Genomic DNA, 18,149 nt, shown 5'->3' on the forward strand with positions numbered 1-18,149 from the left:
TCACTCATCGGAACAGCAGTGGAAACTCAACACATTTTTCTCCGGCGTGGTAGAATCTCCTCCGTTTACTAACAACGAATACCCGATTTATGTAGGTTATATTTTTAATACACTACACTATTAACTCTGGTATTTTGAACATTAAGAACAATAAGGAACTGATATGGGTTTCATGACCGGCAAGCGCATTCTAATTACTGGCGTCGCCAGCAAACTGTCTATTGCTTATGGAATTGCGAAAGCAATGCACGAACAAGGTGCAGAACTGGCTTTTACCTACCAGAATGACAAATTGAAACCTCGTGTCGAAGAATTCGCAGCATCTCTGAATTCAAACATCGTTCTGCCATGCGACGTGGCTCAAGATGAAAGTATCGACACATTGTTCGTTGAACTGGGTAAGGTATGGCCGAAATTCGATGGTTTTGTTCACTCTATCGGTTATGCCCCTGCCGAACAACTTGATGGCGATTACGTTAATGCCGTCAGCCGTGAAGGTTTCAAAATTGCACATGATATCAGCGCATACAGCTTCGTCGCATTGGCAAAAGCATGTCGTAGTATGCTGAATCCTGACTCAGCGCTGCTAACTTTAAGCTATTTAGGTGCAGAGCGTGCAATCCCTAACTACAACGTGATGGGATTAGCAAAAGCTTCTCTGGAAGCAAACGTGCGTTACATGGCGAATGCTATGGGTGCTGAAGGTATTCGTGTTAATGGCATTTCCGCAGGCCCAATCCGTACTCTGGCAGCATCCGGTATCAAAGATTTCCGTAAGATGCTGGCACACTGTGAATCAGTCACACCTATCCGCCGTACCGTCACTACAGAAGACGTAGGTAATGCGGCTGCATTCCTGTGTTCTAACCTGTCTGGTGGTATTACCGGTGAAATCCTGCATGTTGATGGCGGCTTCAGCATCGCTGCCATGAACGAACTGGAATTGAAATAATTTCAATAATCATTTGATATAATGAAATAAGCCCAGAGGTAGTTTTATCTTTGGGCTTATTTTTCGCTACGCCGTTTACTTATAGGAAACGGCTTCCGGTATAAATTTGCCGGAAGCATAAAGATATTAACTGCTTTTATACTTAATCGATTTGCATGGCTTTGAATTTATGGGCTGGAGTCACCATCTTATCCTGGGCAGCAACAAGCTGTAATTCAAATTCTCCGCTTTTTTGCGTTTCCAGCATAACTTCGTAAACACCTGCTGTCGTATGCTCCAACGCTGCCTGTAATACCGAATTTGTCAGCGATGTGCTTTTCAACAAATTAGCAAGGAATAAGCCACTGGTTAAATCACCAATTCCAACGGGCTGACGCTCACCGGTATCAATCAATGGACGGCTGATATGCCAGCTATTTTCTTTAGTCACCAGCAACATTTCGAAATTATCTTTCTGATAACCTGCTCGGCTGAGGTGTTTGACTAAAACAATTTTTGGGCCTTTTTGGCATAGCTGACGGGCTGCTGATACCGCCTGCTCCACATTTTTGATTTCCATTGCCGCCAATGTTTCAAGCTCCAATAAATTAGGCGCAATGATATCACTGATAGGCAATGCCTTTTCACTGAGGAATTCAGAAACTCCCGGAGCCACAATACATCCTTTCTCTGGGTGGCCCATAACAGGATCACAAAAATACCATGCTTCAGGGTTAGCCTGTTTCACCTGCTTTACAATATCAAGGATATAGTTTCCCTGCTCCGCAGAACCAATATACCCACTGAGAACAGCATCACAGGATGCCAATTTATCAATTTCACCAATTCCCTGCACGATTTCAGCCAGATGTTCTGGTGGCATCACACAACCACGCCATTGTGGATATTGAGTATGATTAGAAAATTGGACTGTATTTAATGGCCATACGTTCACTCCCATACGACACATCGGAAAAACAGATGCGCTATTTCCTGCATGGCCAAAAACGACATGAGACTGAATTGAAAGAATGTTTTTCATGATTAGGCCTGATTTGTTATTTTAAGAACCGTAAATGAGTTATAAAACAGCCAGATACTTTAAGGGCAACAATGATGTTGCCCTTAGTAATACTTTTATGAATTATTTCCAATCAATTAGGCAATAATGTTTTTTACCACGACGTAATAAAGTATAACGCCCGAACAGACGATCTTCGTCCGCAAATACATACATCGCTTCAGACTGTTTTTCACCATTGACAGAAACAGCATTAGAACTAATCATGGTACGAGCCTGCCCACGGGAAGGTACAAACTCAGCAGTGATCAGTGCCTGCTGTAAATCAGCACCATTCTCAAGCTCAATCGCTGGCATACCATCCTGTGCCAACTGTGCAAAGTCATCTTCGGTTAAATCAGCGACTGCTCCAGAGAACAAACTCGCTGTGATACGCTTCGCCGCCGTTAAACCTGCTTCTCCATGAACCAGTTTAGTGACTTCTTCTGCCAGAACATACTGCGCACGCGGAGCTTTACCACTGTTTTTATCTTCTTCTTCCAATGCATTAATTTCTTCAATGTCCATGAAAGTGAAGAATTTAAGGAAACGGTAAACATCTGCATCAGCTGTGTTAATCCAGAACTGATAAAATTTGTATGGACTGGTTTTCTTCGGATCCAGCCAGACTGCTCCACCTTCTGTTTTACCAAATTTAGTACCATCGGATTTAGTAATCAGAGGTACTGTCAGACCAAATACCTGTTTCTGATGTAAACGACGAGTCAAATCGATACCTGATGTAATGTTGCCCCACTGATCAGAACCACCAATCTGCAATTCAACACCATATTTTCCATTCAGATTAGCAAAGTCATAAGACTGCAACAGGTTATAAGAAAACTCAGTGTACGAAATACCAACATCATCACGATTCAGGCGTTGTTTAACCGCTTCTTTATTGATCATCTGGTTAACGGAAAAGTGCTTACCGATATCACGCAGGAAAGAAAGGACATCCATTTGACCAAACCAGTCATAGTTATTGGCTAATTCTGCACCATTTTCACCCTCAAAGCTCAGGAACGGAGAAACTTGGTTACGAATTTTCTCAACCCACTCTTTAACCGTGTCTTCTGTGTTTAATTTGCGCTCCGTCGCTTTAAAACTAGGATCACCAATCAAACCTGTCGCACCACCTACCAAAGCTACCGGTTTATGTCCATTCAGTTGGAATCTTTTTAAACACAGCAAGGGAACCAGATGGCCCAAATGCAAGCTGTCAGCGGTAGGATCGAAGCCGCAATAGAGAGAGACCGGACCTTGCGCCAGTCTTTCCGCTAACGCTTCTTCATCCGTTACCTGGGCAATAAGGCCCCGCTCTTGCAGTTGTTTAATCAGGTTATTGCTAGACATCAATGACTCCATTGGTTTGTATTCTTTACTTATATCCTTCATCTTCCAAGTTGCAGCTTTATCGGGTGTATCATTTGTTCTTAATACTACCGGACTGCAACTTGCAATCTATCAGGCATATATCATTGTCTAATTGTCGCGATTCGCTGTAAATCGCGTGCTATAGCATAAAACGCCAGTACTATAAGTGCCAGTATTAAAAACGGTAATTAATGCAGTTAAGGCGCCAGACGATCAATATGCCACTCATCTCCTTCACGCAGGTATAGAAAACGATCATGCAGACGGCTTGCTCCCCCCTGCCAGAACTCTACTGAATCAAATTCAACCCGGAACCCACCCCAAAAACTGGGCAATGGCACTTCGCCATTCTGGAACTTCTGCTTCAGCTCTAAAAACTTCCCTTCTAAAATACTTCGGGCAGAAATACGGGAAGATTGTTGTGAAGCCCAGGCTGCAATCTGACTGTCTCTCGGGCGGCTATGGAAATATTTCACTACTTCGAGAGGTGATAAACGTTCGGCTTTGCCCAGAAAGCTGACCTGACGTTCAAGCTGATACCAGGGGAAATGGAGGCTGATACGGTTATTCTGGGCTAAATGTTTCGCTTTGCGGCTACCAAGATTGGTATAAAAAACCAGACTGCGGTTATCAAAATGCTTCAATAGAACGATACGCTGATAAGGCTGCCCATGCTCATCGACTGTTGCTACGCACATCGCTGTTGGGTCGCTAAGCCCAGCATCACAGGCCTGTTTCAGCCAAAGCTCAAAAAGAACCATCGGCTCTTCAGTAAGATCCTTTCGCCGTAACCCACCACGCATATATTCACGGCGCAGCTCTGCTATATGAGTATCATTATGTTCTGACATGTCTAATTCTCTATTTCTAAGTGAGTTTCAGCATAACATTGTTATCAGCCAGCAACAGGATAAATTGCACCTAAAATTGTTTCCCTATCAGCACCAGTCACCGATGGCAAGTTACCCGACAACCCAGACATGGTACGGAATGCCAGCCAAGCAAATGCTAGCGCTTCCATATCATCACCACTTAATCCATATTTGTCTGTTGTTGCAACTTCAGTATCAGGCAACAAAGCAGATAACCGACGCATTATAAGTGGGTTTCTGGCTCCACCGCCACAAACCAGTAAGCGCTCACAACCGTTATTTAACAGTACTTGTTCAGCAATGCTAACAGCTGTCAGTTCAGCAAGAGTGGCCTGTACATCGACCGGACTGACATCAGGGAAATCAGCCAGCTGTTTTTCCAGCCATGCCATATTGAAATATTCCCGCCCGGTGCTTTTTGGTGCAGTACGTGCAAAATAGGGGTCTGAAAGCATCTTCTGGAGCAAGGCTTTGTTTACATTACCCTCTCCTGCCCATTGTGCATCTTTATCATAAGACTGCTGTTTATGACGCCATGTCCAGGCATCCATCAACATATTACCCGGCCCGGTATCATATCCCTTAACCGCAGAATTTGGCAGAAGAGCGGAAATATTCGCAATTCCGCCAATATTCAAGATCACACGCCTTTCCGTTGGATCACCCAATACCGCCATATGGAAAGCAGGAACTAAAGGTGCACCTTGACCGCCATAAGCCATATCACGGCGACGAAAATCACCTACTGTTGTAATATCGGTTAATGCCGTTACACGGTTATTGTCACCAATTTGCATCGTAAATGGCTTTTCACCATCCGGTTCATGCCATACAGTCTGACCATGACACCCAATTGCAGTGATATCATTCGCAGTTAATCCGGTTTTCTTTAATAACCCTTTGACTGATTCAGCAAAAAGCGTTCCCAATTCATAATCGAGTTGCCCAACTATTGATAATGTGGTTTGCTGGCCCTGACAAATAGCCAGTAATTTTTGCTTAAGCTCCTGAGGAAACGGATGGCTGTAATTTTCCTTTTGTATAACAGCTTTATCACTGATTTCTGCTAAAACGACATCAACTCCATCCATACTGGTGCCAGACATCACACCAATATAACGTCCTGACTTCATAAATATTCCCCTATTTAAAGAATGGATTACATCTGTAAATAAACCTGTGTAACTATAAAACACATTGATTTGGACTATATATGTTTCACTCAGAATATAAGAGATAAAATCCGAGTTTTGGAGAGCTCTTCACAAAACATGCTAAACTTTTGGTCAGGAATTATTCCTATTGGCGTTCAATGTAGAAATTTATTATATATTTATAGGGCGGCTATTAATGTATAGAATAAGTAACTCGTAAAATTATTATACTTGTTACTGATCATTGTAGCCGAATGCTTGATTGTAGGATTATTACCAGATTTCTCTTGAGGCATTAAAATTAGGAGTAACTATGTTCAAACGTTTCCTGGTTGGTGCAGTTGTAGTAACAACATTATCTGGATGTGCTGACATGGGAGCACTGTCTAGTGATACTTACTCAATTGATCAGGCCAAACAAGTTCAAAACGTAACCTACGGGACTATTTTGTCCGTCCGTCCGGTCACTATAAAAGGCTCTCAGGCTGGCAACCAAAACATGCTAGGAGCGATTGGCGGAGCAGTATTGGGGGGATTGTTAGGTGATTCGGTTGGCGGCGGTAGAGGACAGAGGCTTGCAACAGCTGCTGGGGCTATTGTCGGTGGAATGGCAGGTCAAGGAATTGAAGGTGCTATCGATCAAACAAAAGGTGTCGAATTGGAAATCCGTACTGACAGCGGAAGAAATATTGTTGTGGTGCAAAAACAGGATCAAGTTATATTCAGTAAAGGGCAACGTATCAAAATTGCCGATAGTGGCGACTCAACAACGGTCTCTCCTATCTAATAGGGTTAAAGTATATTTAAACAAAAAAATCGCGGATCACCAAAATATGGCCCGCGATTTTCTTTTTATCGATTAATTTTTATATTACCTGTTTATGTAATTGGCTAATATTTTTTTCGATTTTTTTTATTACAGAAGCAAGTAGAATTAACTCGTCATGAGTAATTCCCTCCAAGATGTCTTTCCTCGTCGAACCAATAACACTATCCACTTCTCTGATAAAATTTTCTGACTCTTCTGTTAATTTGATTCTTTTAGCGCGCCTATCATTAGCACATGTGTGCCTTGTAATGAGTTTCTTTTCTTCTAATTGATCTAAAGTTCTTACCAGGGATGGTTGTTCAATACCAATTGCTTTTGCAAGTTGTATCTGTGACTGCTCCGGTGGTAACAAACTAATATTGTAAAGAGTAACCCAATGTGTCTGAGTTAATTTCAACGGCTTCAAACGATGATCAATTAAAGCGCGCCAAACACGAACTAAACGTGCCAGGTCTGATCCCAATGTCAATTCCAATTACCCCTCCTTATAATTAGAGACTCATATAACATCAATGAATTATCCAATCAGTTTATTCATATGAATAATGGATACGCATCCTATATCTTGCTCACATTAGTAGAGTCAGATATTTCGCTAATTACTTAATTAGTATCGCGTTGGCTTGTTACTTAAAGTTGACATCTTCGTCGCCCTAAAGAGCGAAGTTTTACGGCGCACCGAACAAAATCGCGCATTAATCCACCAACGATATAAACTGTATAAAATAATCCTCCAACTTAACTATTAAGATTTTAAATATCAACGAAACAGATACAAACTCCAAAAAATAGACACAATACCGCTCGGTTAAAGTTCTATAAGAATAACCGCCATCCAAATACTAATCTATATATTTTTACATTAATATCATTTTTATCTTACAGTTAGCGTTAAGTGGACAATAAAGTTCATTAAAAACAAATAGATAACCAATTAGCGCGATTATTGTTCAATAATTAATTATTTGATAAGAAACCTTTACCTTAAGGGTTTAATTAGTCAATCTCTGTAATATTTTTAAATGACCTATATCAAATAAAAAATAGGTAATATGAATAAAATATCACTTTATCATGGCAAAAGTTCTTAACCATAATGAAAATATGAAATATTATTCATATAAGAAAGTTTTATTAACAGTTAAAAATGTGAATTAAAATAACCCAAGCTGTTTTGATGGAACAACTTCATCATGACCGTTATTTTTCAGTGTCCGCAGATATCTGGCATGGCATAGCCGCAATATTTCTCTTTTTTGCCCATCAGATAATTTCATCCACATAAAGCGCTCTTCTCTATTACGATAGCAACCTCGACAGAAACCACGGGGACCAGATTCACAAATCCCCTTGCAAGGATTAGGAATAACAAAAAACTCTAGTTGCTCAACCATGTCATCCTCCTGTATACAAAATTACCTAAACGATTATCTCTGAGAGAATTGCAACACTATCTAGATCCAGCTCACATCAAATAATGGATTACAAAATAGTAGCGAGTAAAACTAAAGGTGAAAGGACGCATTGAATTACCTTATGTTTACCATATATAGTTAAAAAACAATGGGGTCAGAGCACGAAATTTTGCTCTTTTGCTATTTCGTAAAATTAATATTTTGATATAAAACCATAAACATAAGAGGTAATCATGCGTCTACTTCATACAATGATCCGTGTTGGCAACATGCAACGTTCGATTGATTTTTATACTAAAGTAATGGGCATGCGTCTACTTCGTACGAGTGAAAATCCAGAGTATAAATATTCCCTCGCCTTTGTAGGTTACTCTGATGAAAGCCAAGGTGCGGTCATCGAATTAACGTATAACTGGGATGTTGAGAGATACGAAATGGGTACAGCATTCGGCCATATTGCTTTAGGTGTTGATGATGTTGCGGCAACGTGTGAGCGTATCAAACTTGCCGGGGGAAATGTCATTCGTGAAGCTGGGCCAGTGAAAGGCGGAACAACTGTTATCGCTTTTGTTGAAGATCCTGACGGTTATAAAATCGAACTTATTGAAAATAAAAGCGCCAGTAGTGCATTAGGCCATTAACTATTTTCCATATGCAAGTCTCCATATACAAGGGCATCTTTAACATGCCCTTCGTTTCCACTAGGTAGATATTACTTCTGCAATGCTTAATAAATTTTGTCATAATATCCGCTATCCTGAAGTTAAGAATAAAATCAGATGTCTAATATAAAAGATCAAAACATGCTCAGTGGGCGCTTTCGTGGCTATTATCCCGTTGTTATTGATGTAGAAACCGCTGGGTTTAATGCGCGGACAGATGCTTTACTTGAAATAGCTGCAACGACGTTAAAAATGGATGAAGAAGGTTGGCTGGCTCCGGCTGATACGCTGCATTTCCATATTGAGCCCTTTGAAGGAGCCAATCTTGATCCCGCCGCGCTGGCATTTACAGGTATTGACCCGACTAATCCATTACGGGGTGCCGTCAGCGAATATACTGCGCTGCATGCCATTTTTAAGATGGTCCGTAAAGGTATGAAAGGGAGTAATTGCAATCGCGCCATTATAGTTGCTCATAATGCTAGTTTTGATCACAATTTTGTTATGGCAGCGGCTGAACGCTCTGGTTTAAAACGTAATCCATTCCATCCTTTTGCCACGTTTGATACGGCTGCACTGAGTGGTTTGGTGCTTGGTCAGACTATTCTGGCAAAAGCCTGCATTACAGCAGAAATCCCCTTTGACAGTAATCAGGCACACAGTGCTCTCTATGATACAGATCGGACAAGTCTGCTTTTCTGCGAATTGGTTAATCGCTGGAAGCGACTAGGTGGTTGGCCTATGGCCACTCCGGACGGTGAAGTCTGATAAACTAAGAGCCTATTTTATTAGGCTCTTAGTCCAATAATGATTATCAAATATTACTGGCTGTCTTCTTGCTCACGGTATTTATCTGCGGTCTCTTTAATCAATGTTTGCAATTCACCGCGTTGATACATCTCCATCAGGATGTCACATCCCCCGACTAACTCACCATCAACCCAAAGCTGAGGGAATGTCGGCCAGTTAGCATACTTAGGTAATTCAGCACGGATATCCGGGTTTTGCAAAATATCCACGTAAGCAAAACGTTCACCACAAGCAGATAAAGCCTGAACAGCCTGAGCAGAGAAACCACAGCTTGGCAGTTTCGGTGAGCCTTTCATGTACAGCAAAATCGGGTTTTCATTAATTTGGCGTTCGATTTTCTCAATTGTCGTCATTTTTACTTCCTTAAACCGCAGGTGCTGTTTATCAGCATCAGAAAAGATTGATTCAGAATACCACTTTCTGGTGCTGATTTTCTACAGCGAACGTGCTGCTACAAATTTTTATCATGAACAACATTTTGTAATCGCTGAGATTTCCATCCCCTATAAATATTTAATCCATTAAAACTGAACAGTTCTACATCAGCTCATCATTAAATCGCATCTTTTTCCCTGTTATTTAGCAGAAAAGTTGTTAAGATAATCACTAAAATAGCAACATGATAATAAGCTTAAATTTGCTCTATCCATGATTAATACTTTACGAATCATGGTTTATAAAGCCAAAAACCCGATATTAAAAGGAGTATGCAATGTCTTTTGAATTACCAGCATTACCTTATGCTAAAGATGCCTTAGAACCTCATATCTCAGCAGAAACTCTGGAATATCATTACGGCAAACATCACAATGCTTATGTTGTGAACCTGAACAACCTGATTAAAGGTACAGAATTTGCCGGAAAAACACTGGAAGAAATCATCGAAACTTCTGATGGCGGTATTTTCAATAATGCTGCGCAAGTATGGAACCATACTTTCTACTGGCACAGCCTGTCACCAAACGGTGGTGGTGAACCTACCGGCAAAGTTGCAGAAGCAATAAACAAAGCTTTCGGCTCTTTTGCTGAATTCAAACAGCAATTTACTGATGCAGCCCTGAAAAACTTCGGCTCCGGCTGGACATGGCTGGTCAAGAAAACTGATGGTAGCCTGGCTATCGTTAATACTTCCAATGCAGCAACTCCGCTGACTGGTGAAGATAAGCCTGTTCTGACTGTTGATGTTTGGGAACATGCTTATTACATCGATTACCGCAATGCACGTCCTCAATATCTGGAGCATTTTTGGGCTCTGGTTAACTGGCAGTTTGTGGAAGAAAATCTGGCTTAATTAGCCTATCAGTTAAATACAAGGGTAAGTTTTTCCGGTTCTTCACACATGTTCCATTTATGGGTACCTTCTGAATCGTGAAAAACTTCCCCTTGAAAAAATAGATGGCGTTTCACCACAATATTATTTCTGGGTTTAAAATTATTTCCGGACTCAAGCGATCAAACAGAGACTCGCCAGAAAAACAATCATGACTAACGCACTACAGGCAGTCAATAATCCCAATTTCAGGTCTGTATCCATAAACCATCCTCATCGTGAAAATTAAGACTCAGCAACATCATAAATTTTAAGTGGTTATTTATCTCAAAGATTAAAAATCGCACTGTGATATTTAATACATATACTTTATAGCATCGATTACTGCTTTCACTTTTGAGCTAGATCAGACAAAATCCACGGTTTCTCGCTAAATTATTGCCAGTTATCTTCCTATATACAAATATAATACTGGCAAATGATTAACAAAGTTCTATATCCAGATAAAGGGTATACAAATTTAGACCAAAAGGTCAGGAGTCCTTTTTATCATGGCAACGATTAAAGATGTGGCTAAACGCGCTGGTGTTTCAACCACAACCGTATCCCATGTTATTAATAAAACCCGTTTCGTCGCCGAAGATACGAAGGCCGCAGTATGGGCTGCCATTAAGGAACTGAATTATTCTCCCAGTGCCGTTGCCCGAAGCTTAAAAGTCAACCACACAAAATCTATCGGGTTATTGGCAACCTCAAGTGAAGCACCCTATTTTGCTGAGATAATTGAGTCTGTCGAAAATAGCTGTTATAGCAAAGGCTATACATTGATTTTATGTAATTCCCATAACAACCTCGACAAACAAAAAGCTTATCTCGCGATGCTGGCGCAAAAGCGCGTAGATGGTTTATTAGTTATGTGTTCAGAATATCCTCAACAGTTGCTGGGGATGCTGGAAGATTATCGCAATATTCCTATGGTTGTCATGGATTGGGGAGAATCCAGAGGGGACTTTACGGATGCCATTATTGATAATGCCTTCCACGGTGGTTATTTAGCTGGCCGGTATTTGATTGAACGTGGGCATCGTGATATTGCCTCCATTCCCGGCCCATTAGCCAGAAATACAGGGGGTGGACGTCATCAGGGTTTTCTCAAGGCATTGAAAGAAGCCAATATCACTATTCGGGATGAATGGGTTGTTCAGGGGGATTTTGAGCCTGAATCAGGTTATCAGGCAATGTGTAAGATCTTAAACCAGAAACATCGCCCTACTGCTGTGTTCTGTGGCGGGGATGTAATGGCAATGGGGGCTATTTGTGCTGCCGATGAAATGGGTTTACGCGTTCCTCAGGATATTTCCATCATTGGTTATGACAATATCCGTAATGCACGCTATTTCACACCAGCACTGACGACCATTCATCAACCTAAAGAACGGCTGGGACAAATGGCTTTCTCCACGCTACTTGATAGAATTATCAATAAACGTGAAGATGCCCAAACCATCGAGGTCCATCCACGTCTTGTAGAGCGTCGCTCTGTTGCCGATGGTCCTTTTATTGATTATCGTCGCTAACAGTTAGTCTTCTTGTAGCCATTCAGCATTAAGCGTTGTGTTATCACCAAGATATTCAAGCAACCAGCTTAATGCAGGTGAATGGCTTTTTTGTGACCATGTCAGACAGCACGGACTATCAGGTAACGGCTGCTCAAGCTCAAGCACACTCAATTTTCCCTGACGAATAAGCGGTAATGCCCGGTGTTTAGGCACCATTCCCACACACAATCCCTCCATTAAACAGGATAACCCCGCTTCCCAGTCAGGAACAACCAGACGCCGCTGATTATCTAAAGCCCATGTATCACGTTTAGGCAGGCTTCGTGATGTATCCTCAAGACATAAACTGGCATAAGGCCGCAATTGGTCATCATTTAATTTTTCCGTTACGAGCGCCAACTCATGCTCAGGGCTGGCAACACACAGCCATGGCATAAAACCCATATCCCTGAAACTGTATCGCTCACCAACCGGAGAAGCGCGTGTTGCTCCAATAGCAACGTCAACACGCCCATCCACCAGCGCATCCCATACACCATTAAAAACTTCGGGATAGATAAATAACTCAATATCCGGAAAATGACGATAGAAATCCAGAATAAGCTGACGTGTCCGTTCTGGTTTAACAACCTGATCAACAGCGATACTGAGTTGTCCTCGCCATCCGTTTGCTACCTGCTGACATTGGTGCCGGGTATGATTCATTTTTTTGATAACAGAACGGGCTTCCTTGACAAAAATGGCTCCTGCTTCAGTTAACTCTACGTCACGGTGACGGCGTTCGAACAAAGAAACTGCTAGCCATTCCTCAAGTTGCTTTATCGTATAACTGACAGCAGAAGGCACACGGTGAAGTTCTGATGCAGCCGCACTGAAACTTCCTGTTCTTGCCACCGCATCAACAACTTCCAGAGAATATTCAGACCACATGTTTCTTCCTTTTAATTTTTTTCATAGCATGGTACAAATAATACCGTTTCACAATCAAAAATCACGCCATATAAAATAAGCTCCATATTTCTTTATCAATTACCACACCGATTGACTAACGCGATTTATTAACACAATGACAACAAATAAAAACTCTCTTCCATTTATGTTTTATCTTGCTGGTCTGAGTATGCTCGGCTACTTAGCCATTGATATGTATCTGCCCGCCTTTGATGCTATGAGTAAAGATTTAAACACATCAAAAGGTGCCATCAGTGCAAGTCTTAGCATTTTTCTCGGCGGTTTTGCCGTTGCTCAGCTTTTATGGGGATTACTTTCCGACCGTCTGGGAAGAAAGCCTGTTCTGATTATCGGTTTGTCCCTGTTTTGCCTCAGCTGTCTGGGCATACTTTGGATAACAGATGCGACTCAATTACTTGTCCTGAGATTTATTCAGGCTGTTGGGGTCTGCTCTGCTGCCGTTTCCTGGCAGGCTCTGGTTGTCGACAGATATGATGCTGAGCGCACGAAACGTGTTTTCGCTATGATTATGCCATTAGTTGCGCTTTCCCCTGCCCTTGCACCATTATTAGGCGCATGGTTACTGTCACACACAAGCTGGAGGGTTATCTTTCTTGTCTTGATGGTGGTAACGCTGTTACTACTGATACCTACACTTTTTCTGACGAACAAACGTGTTCCCATTGATACCAGCGCAGATAATCATAGTGCTTCTTTCTTCACCTTATTGAAGTCATCAGTTTTTAGCGGCAATGTTTTGATTTATGCTTCCTGTAGCGCCGGCTTTTTTGCCTGGTTAACAGGTTCACCAACTATTTTGAATAGTATGGGTTATGACGCGACAGATATCGGTTTAAGTTATATTCCACAAACTTTGGCATTTATGGTGGGTGGGTATGGCTGCCGTATTTTGTTAGAAAAAGTTAAAAGTGAAACTATATTCCCTATCTTATTGGCAGGTTATGCCATAAGCATGATACTTATCTATTTAGCTGCTTGGTTCTATCCTTCTTTCATCGTTATTCTTATTCCTTTTTGTGTTATGGCAGCAATGAATGGCGCTTCTTATCCGATTGCTGTAGCAAATGCTCTTTCCATTTATCCGAAAGACAGCGGTAAAGCTGCCGCATTGCAAAATGCTTTACAATTAGGCCTTTGCTTTATTGCCAGTATGCTTGTTGCTATGTTTATGAAAAGTCCTCTCTTATCAACGACAACAGTGATGGTAGGTACCATTATCCCAATGGTGATAGGTTATTATTTACAAAAGAGAAAGGATGATATTGTTAACTAATTATCAATCAATTAGTTACTCTACAATATAATACCTAAGAATATTCTCAACGAATGGCCATATGATGATATGGCCTTTTTCTTGCTTATTGTTTAAATATTATTTCACTCATATACTCATATGGATTCATTATTCTAAAAACTCGGAATTTGAGGTTTAGAAGAGCAATGAAGCTCTCTTTTATATCACGGACGAACGGCATAACTGCCTTTAAGTCATTTTCTGATTAGTTTCAATATTCCTACGGATTTCAAAATGCAGTTTAACGGCAAGAAAACAAATCCCGGGAAGCATAAATAACCAGTAACAAAGAGGTACCTCAAAATTCCACCACATAAATGTTGGAGAGTATATGAGTTCATCTTTCGTTGAAGAAAATAAAAAAATCACTGACCAGTGGCATAGGATTGCGAATGACCTGCTTCAGGAGGCGGGTATTCAAATTAATGGAAAACGCCCTTTTGACATACAAGTCAAAAACCCTGATTTTTATAAAAGAGTATTGAAACAGGGATCTTTAGGATTAGGCGAAAGCTATATGGATGGCTGGTGGGATTGTGAGCGTTTAGATGTTTTCTTTTATAAAATATTACGGGCTGGTCTGGAACACAAAATTCCAAAAAATTTTAAGGATATTTTGATGGTTATGACTTCCCGCCTGTTTAATTTACAGTCCCCTAAACGGGCATGGATTGTAGGGGAAGAACATTACGATTTAGGTAATGACCTATTTACACTCATGCTTGATCCCAATATGCAATATTCATGCGGCTACTGGAAAGATGCGAATTCACTGGAAGAAGCTCAGTCTAATAAACTTCGGCTGATTTGCGAAAAATTACAGTTATCGCCGGGTATGACTCTGCTGGATATCGGTTGTGGTTGGGGCGGATTAGCCGCTTACGCAGCCAAACATTATTCCGTTTCCGTCACTGGAGTCACTATTTCAGTGGAGCAACAAAAATATGCTCAGGAGCGCTGTAAAGATCTGGATGTGAAAATTATCCTTGAAGATTATCGGGATCTAAACCTCCAGTTTGACAGAATCGTTTCTGTCGGCATGTTTGAACATGTCGGCTCCAAAAATTATGCTAACTATTTCGACGTAGTACGTAGGAATCTGAAGCCTGATGGTCTTTTCTTACTGCACACCATTGGTTCCAACCGGGATAAAGTGAATGTCGATGCGTGGATCGGTAAATATATTTTCCCTAATGGGCATTTGCCATCGATTGCAATGATTGCCAAAGCCAGTACCGGGAAATTTGTGATGGAAGACTGGCATAACTTCGGAGCTGACTATGATCGTACTCTGATGGCATGGTATGAACGTTTTATTACAAATTGGGATAAAATAGCTCATAATTATAGCCCCCGCTTCAAACGAATGTTCAGTTATTATCTGAATGCCTGCGCCGGGGCATTTCGCGCCAGAGATATCCAGTTATGGCAGGTTATGTTCAGCCCACGTGGAATTGAAAATGGATTAAGAGTTCCGCGTTAATATTTTACTCGTGGGTTTGGAATACCATTAAAAAGCTACAGAAGTGAAAACTGTAGCTTTTTTCTGCAATATTTTAATTACCTTCCAACTGTGATAATACTTTTTCTTGTTCTTTCTGAGCCATGAAGCGTTCAACAGTATCTACAATCGCCTGAGTCTGTGGATCAATTTCAATATTCACTTTATGGCCGATACGCTTTTTACCCAATGTCGTGCGCTCTAATGTTTCCGGTATCAAATGAACACAAAAACGATTATTTACTACATCTCCGATGGTCAGACTAATCCCGTCAATGCCAACAAATCCTTTATGCAGGATATATTTCATCAATTGTTTGTCATAAATACGGAACCATATTTCATGGTTATTTTCTGAAGTGAAAATTTTCGCAATTTCAGCTGTTGTAATCACATGCCCGGACATTAAATGCCCGCCAATTTCATCACCGAATTTTGCTGCCCTTTCCAAATTAACTAAATCACCAATCTTAAGCTCACCAAGATTAGTCAGACGCAATGTCTCTTTCATCAAATCAAAGCTAATCAAGTCACCATCAATTTTTGTGACAGTCAGACAACAGCCATTATGAGAAACGGAAGCTCCCGTTTCAATATCAGGTAATAATTCAGCCGGAAATTTGACTATATGAGTCCGAAAATGTGTTTTTTCTTCAATAGCAACTATAGGCGCCTTTCCCTGAACAATGCCTGTAAACATGGGGAACCTCTTTCATCGTTTTACATAATAAGTTAGTGTAACCCACTAATCTCTTTTAAACACTATTTCACGTGTAATGTTATTCCTCATTTAGACTAAATATCAAACAATGATTGGATTAGTAAAATGAGTCCTATACAATACCTATGTTAACAAGAGGTTGCTTTTCAAACAGTTCTGTTTGCTCGCAGAAATATTCCTTGTTTTTTCTATCGTCAATTTTTCAATTAAAAGGTGTAGTACGTGCAGAAATATTTAAATGAAGCGCGTAGTTTGCTCGCTCTGGGGATCCCCGTCATTATCGCTCAGTCTTCACAAACTGCGATGGGAGTCGTCGATACAGTCATGGCCGGTAAAGCAGGTGCAATAGAAATGTCCGCTGTTGCTATAGGGACATCAATCTGGCTGCCAGCGATTTTGCTTGCTCAAGGGATTTTGATGGCTTTAACGCCGATAGTTGCCCATATGAATGGCTCAGGTCAGAGAAAAAATGTTGCAGGCCAGATCCAACAAGGTTTTTGGCTGGCAACATTTCTTTCTATCTTTGTAATGACGATTTTATATAACTGCCGATTTATTATAGAAGCGCAGCATAATGTCGATCCTGTTCTGGCACAAAAATCCATCGATTTTATCCATGCAATTATGTGGGGAGCACCCGGTTGCCTGTTCTATCAGGTTTTACGCTGCCAGTGTGAAGGGCTGTCAAAAACCAAACCAGCGATGGTTATTGGCGTTATCGGGCTATTAGTGAATATCCCTGTCAACTATATTTTCATTTACGGTAAGTTTGGTGCACCAGAACTTGGTGGTGTAGGTTGTGGGGTTGCAACCGCGAGCGTTTACTGGGTTATGTGTCTGTTACTACTTACCTATGTTAAACACGCACCATCCCAGAAAGATATTCATACATTTGAGAGTTTTTCTCGTCCTCATTGGCATACACAAAAACGCATTACTCTGCTGGGATTGCCTATCGGTCTGGCTATGTTCTTTGAGGTGACATTGTTTGCTGTTGTCTCCTTACTGCTCTCACCTCTTGGAGTAGTGGATGTTGCAGGACATCAAATCGCGCTTAATTTCAGTTCACTGATGTTTATGTTCCCGCTGTCATTTGGTATCGCAGCCACTATCCGGGTGGGTTATAACCTCGGACAGAAATCAACTGAAGGTGCCAAAGTATCAGCTTATACGAGCCTTGCGCTCGGGTTAATAATTGCTAGCATAACCGCCGCATTCACGACAATATTCCGTGAACCGATTGCTATGATGTATAACGATAATCCTGAAGTGGTCATATTAGCATCTAATCTGATGCTATTTGCTGCTATTTACCAGCTTTCAGATTCTGTTCAAGTCATTGGCTCAGGTGTATTACGTGGATATAAAGATACGCGCTCTATTTTCGTTATCACTTTCATCGCCTATTGGATGTTCGGATTACCAAGTGGCTACATTCTGGCATTGACCAATTTTGTTACTGAACCTATGGGTCCACAAGGTTTCTGGATTGGGTTTATTATCGGATTGACCGTTGCAGCAATTATGATTGGCTACCGGATTTTGTGGTTACAAAAGCAGCCTGATCATGCTGTCCTCGCTCGTTCTACCCGTTAATTTAGTCCATTAAATTAATATCTCAAGGGAAAAAAGCTGCAAATTCACACTAAAAGATGTAAATGCGAGCAATTAAACACGAATTTGCATTTTTTCCCTTGCCAGATAGCTCAGCGATCGTTAATA

General features: G+C 41.1%; 18 protein-coding genes. 9 read left to right on the plus strand and 9 right to left on the minus strand.

Annotation, left to right across the window (positions count from 1 at the left end; translation table 11 throughout):
* Positions 1 to 163: 163 nt before the first annotated feature.
* The gene (fabI, locus tag Xsto_RS03360) at positions 164 to 952 is read left to right on the plus strand and encodes an enoyl-ACP reductase FabI (protein WP_099108142.1); all 789 of its coding nucleotides are present in this window, start codon (positions 164 to 166) and stop codon (positions 950 to 952) included.
* A gap of 142 nt (positions 953 to 1,094) precedes the next feature.
* On the opposite strand, the gene pdxY is transcribed toward fabI, so the two are convergent.
* The 4 genes from pdxY to anmK form a co-directional block, all read right to left on the minus strand.
* Positions 1,095 to 1,973: a pyridoxal kinase PdxY gene (gene pdxY / locus Xsto_RS03365; RefSeq protein ID WP_099108143.1), complete on the minus strand. Its 879-nt coding sequence runs from the start codon at positions 1,971 to 1,973 to the stop codon at positions 1,095 to 1,097.
* A gap of 102 nt (positions 1,974 to 2,075) precedes the next feature.
* Positions 2,076 to 3,347, minus strand: coding sequence for a tyrosine--tRNA ligase (gene tyrS / locus Xsto_RS03370; protein ID WP_099124100.1), 1,272 nt, complete (start codon positions 3,345 to 3,347; stop codon positions 2,076 to 2,078).
* Positions 3,348 to 3,565: 218 nt separating this feature from the next.
* The gene (pdxH, locus tag Xsto_RS03375; RefSeq protein WP_099108145.1) at positions 3,566 to 4,219 is read right to left on the minus strand and encodes a pyridoxamine 5'-phosphate oxidase; all 654 of its coding nucleotides are present in this window, start codon (positions 4,217 to 4,219) and stop codon (positions 3,566 to 3,568) included.
* A 44-nt stretch (positions 4,220 to 4,263) separates the two neighbouring features.
* Complete coding sequence (gene anmK, locus Xsto_RS03380) at positions 4,264 to 5,373, minus strand: anhydro-N-acetylmuramic acid kinase (RefSeq protein ID WP_099108146.1); 1,110 nt, start codon at positions 5,371 to 5,373, stop codon at positions 4,264 to 4,266.
* 334 nt (positions 5,374 to 5,707) lie between these two features.
* Here anmK and Xsto_RS03385 point away from each other — a divergent pair, with 334 nt between their 5' ends.
* Complete coding sequence (locus tag Xsto_RS03385; protein WP_099108147.1) at positions 5,708 to 6,181, plus strand: outer membrane lipoprotein; 474 nt, start codon at positions 5,708 to 5,710, stop codon at positions 6,179 to 6,181.
* 79 nt (positions 6,182 to 6,260) lie between these two features.
* Here the strand turns inward: Xsto_RS03385 and slyA are convergent, their stop codons facing one another.
* Both slyA and Xsto_RS03395 read right to left on the minus strand, forming a co-directional pair.
* Complete coding sequence (gene slyA, locus Xsto_RS03390; protein WP_099108148.1) at positions 6,261 to 6,698, minus strand: transcriptional regulator SlyA; 438 nt, start codon at positions 6,696 to 6,698, stop codon at positions 6,261 to 6,263.
* 679 nt (positions 6,699 to 7,377) lie between these two features.
* Entirely contained in the window at positions 7,378 to 7,617 is a 240-nt protein-coding gene (locus Xsto_RS03395) for a DUF1289 domain-containing protein (RefSeq protein WP_099124101.1), read from the minus strand.
* Between the two features lie 254 nt (positions 7,618 to 7,871).
* Between Xsto_RS03395 and gloA the strand changes: the two genes are divergently transcribed.
* Together gloA and rnt are read left to right on the plus strand one after the other, a co-directional pair.
* Positions 7,872 to 8,279 (plus strand): lactoylglutathione lyase, encoded by a 408-nt coding sequence (gene gloA / locus Xsto_RS03400; protein ID WP_099124102.1) that lies wholly within the window; start codon positions 7,872 to 7,874, stop codon positions 8,277 to 8,279.
* A 138-nt stretch (positions 8,280 to 8,417) separates the two neighbouring features.
* Positions 8,418 to 9,068, plus strand: a complete 651-nt coding sequence (gene rnt / locus Xsto_RS03405) for a ribonuclease T (RefSeq protein ID WP_099108151.1) — start codon at positions 8,418 to 8,420, stop codon at positions 9,066 to 9,068.
* Positions 9,069 to 9,121: 53 nt separating this feature from the next.
* Here the strand turns inward: rnt and Xsto_RS03410 are convergent, their stop codons facing one another.
* Positions 9,122 to 9,463 (minus strand): Grx4 family monothiol glutaredoxin, encoded by a 342-nt coding sequence (locus Xsto_RS03410; protein WP_099108152.1) that lies wholly within the window; start codon positions 9,461 to 9,463, stop codon positions 9,122 to 9,124.
* Positions 9,464 to 9,822: 359 nt separating this feature from the next.
* Between Xsto_RS03410 and sodB the strand changes: the two genes are divergently transcribed.
* Together sodB and purR are read left to right on the plus strand one after the other, a co-directional pair.
* The gene (gene sodB / locus Xsto_RS03415; protein ID WP_099124103.1) at positions 9,823 to 10,401 is read left to right on the plus strand and encodes a superoxide dismutase [Fe]; all 579 of its coding nucleotides are present in this window, start codon (positions 9,823 to 9,825) and stop codon (positions 10,399 to 10,401) included.
* 530 nt (positions 10,402 to 10,931) lie between these two features.
* The gene (gene purR / locus Xsto_RS03420) at positions 10,932 to 11,957 is read left to right on the plus strand and encodes an HTH-type transcriptional repressor PurR (protein WP_099108154.1); all 1,026 of its coding nucleotides are present in this window, start codon (positions 10,932 to 10,934) and stop codon (positions 11,955 to 11,957) included.
* 3 nt (positions 11,958 to 11,960) lie between these two features.
* Here purR and punR read toward each other — a convergent pair whose 3' ends face one another.
* Positions 11,961 to 12,869, minus strand: coding sequence for a DNA-binding transcriptional activator PunR (gene punR / locus Xsto_RS03425; RefSeq protein WP_099124104.1), 909 nt, complete (start codon positions 12,867 to 12,869; stop codon positions 11,961 to 11,963).
* A 136-nt stretch (positions 12,870 to 13,005) separates the two neighbouring features.
* On the opposite strand from punR, the gene punC reads away from it, so the two are divergent.
* Both punC and cfa read left to right on the plus strand, forming a co-directional pair.
* The gene (gene punC / locus Xsto_RS03430) at positions 13,006 to 14,184 is read left to right on the plus strand and encodes a purine nucleoside transporter PunC (RefSeq protein WP_099124105.1); all 1,179 of its coding nucleotides are present in this window, start codon (positions 13,006 to 13,008) and stop codon (positions 14,182 to 14,184) included.
* Positions 14,185 to 14,536: 352 nt separating this feature from the next.
* The gene (gene cfa / locus Xsto_RS03435; protein WP_099124106.1) at positions 14,537 to 15,688 is read left to right on the plus strand and encodes a cyclopropane fatty acyl phospholipid synthase; all 1,152 of its coding nucleotides are present in this window, start codon (positions 14,537 to 14,539) and stop codon (positions 15,686 to 15,688) included.
* A 73-nt stretch (positions 15,689 to 15,761) separates the two neighbouring features.
* On the opposite strand, the gene Xsto_RS03440 is transcribed toward cfa, so the two are convergent.
* Positions 15,762 to 16,406: a riboflavin synthase subunit alpha gene (locus Xsto_RS03440; RefSeq protein WP_099108158.1), complete on the minus strand. Its 645-nt coding sequence runs from the start codon at positions 16,404 to 16,406 to the stop codon at positions 15,762 to 15,764.
* Positions 16,407 to 16,649: 243 nt separating this feature from the next.
* Here Xsto_RS03440 and Xsto_RS03445 point away from each other — a divergent pair, with 243 nt between their 5' ends.
* Entirely contained in the window at positions 16,650 to 18,023 is a 1,374-nt protein-coding gene (locus tag Xsto_RS03445; RefSeq protein ID WP_099124107.1) for an MATE family efflux transporter, read from the plus strand.
* Positions 18,024 to 18,149 lie beyond the last annotated feature (126 nt).

The organism is Xenorhabdus stockiae (assembly GCF_002632825.1).
Classification (GTDB): domain Bacteria; phylum Pseudomonadota; class Gammaproteobacteria; order Enterobacterales; family Enterobacteriaceae; genus Xenorhabdus; species Xenorhabdus stockiae.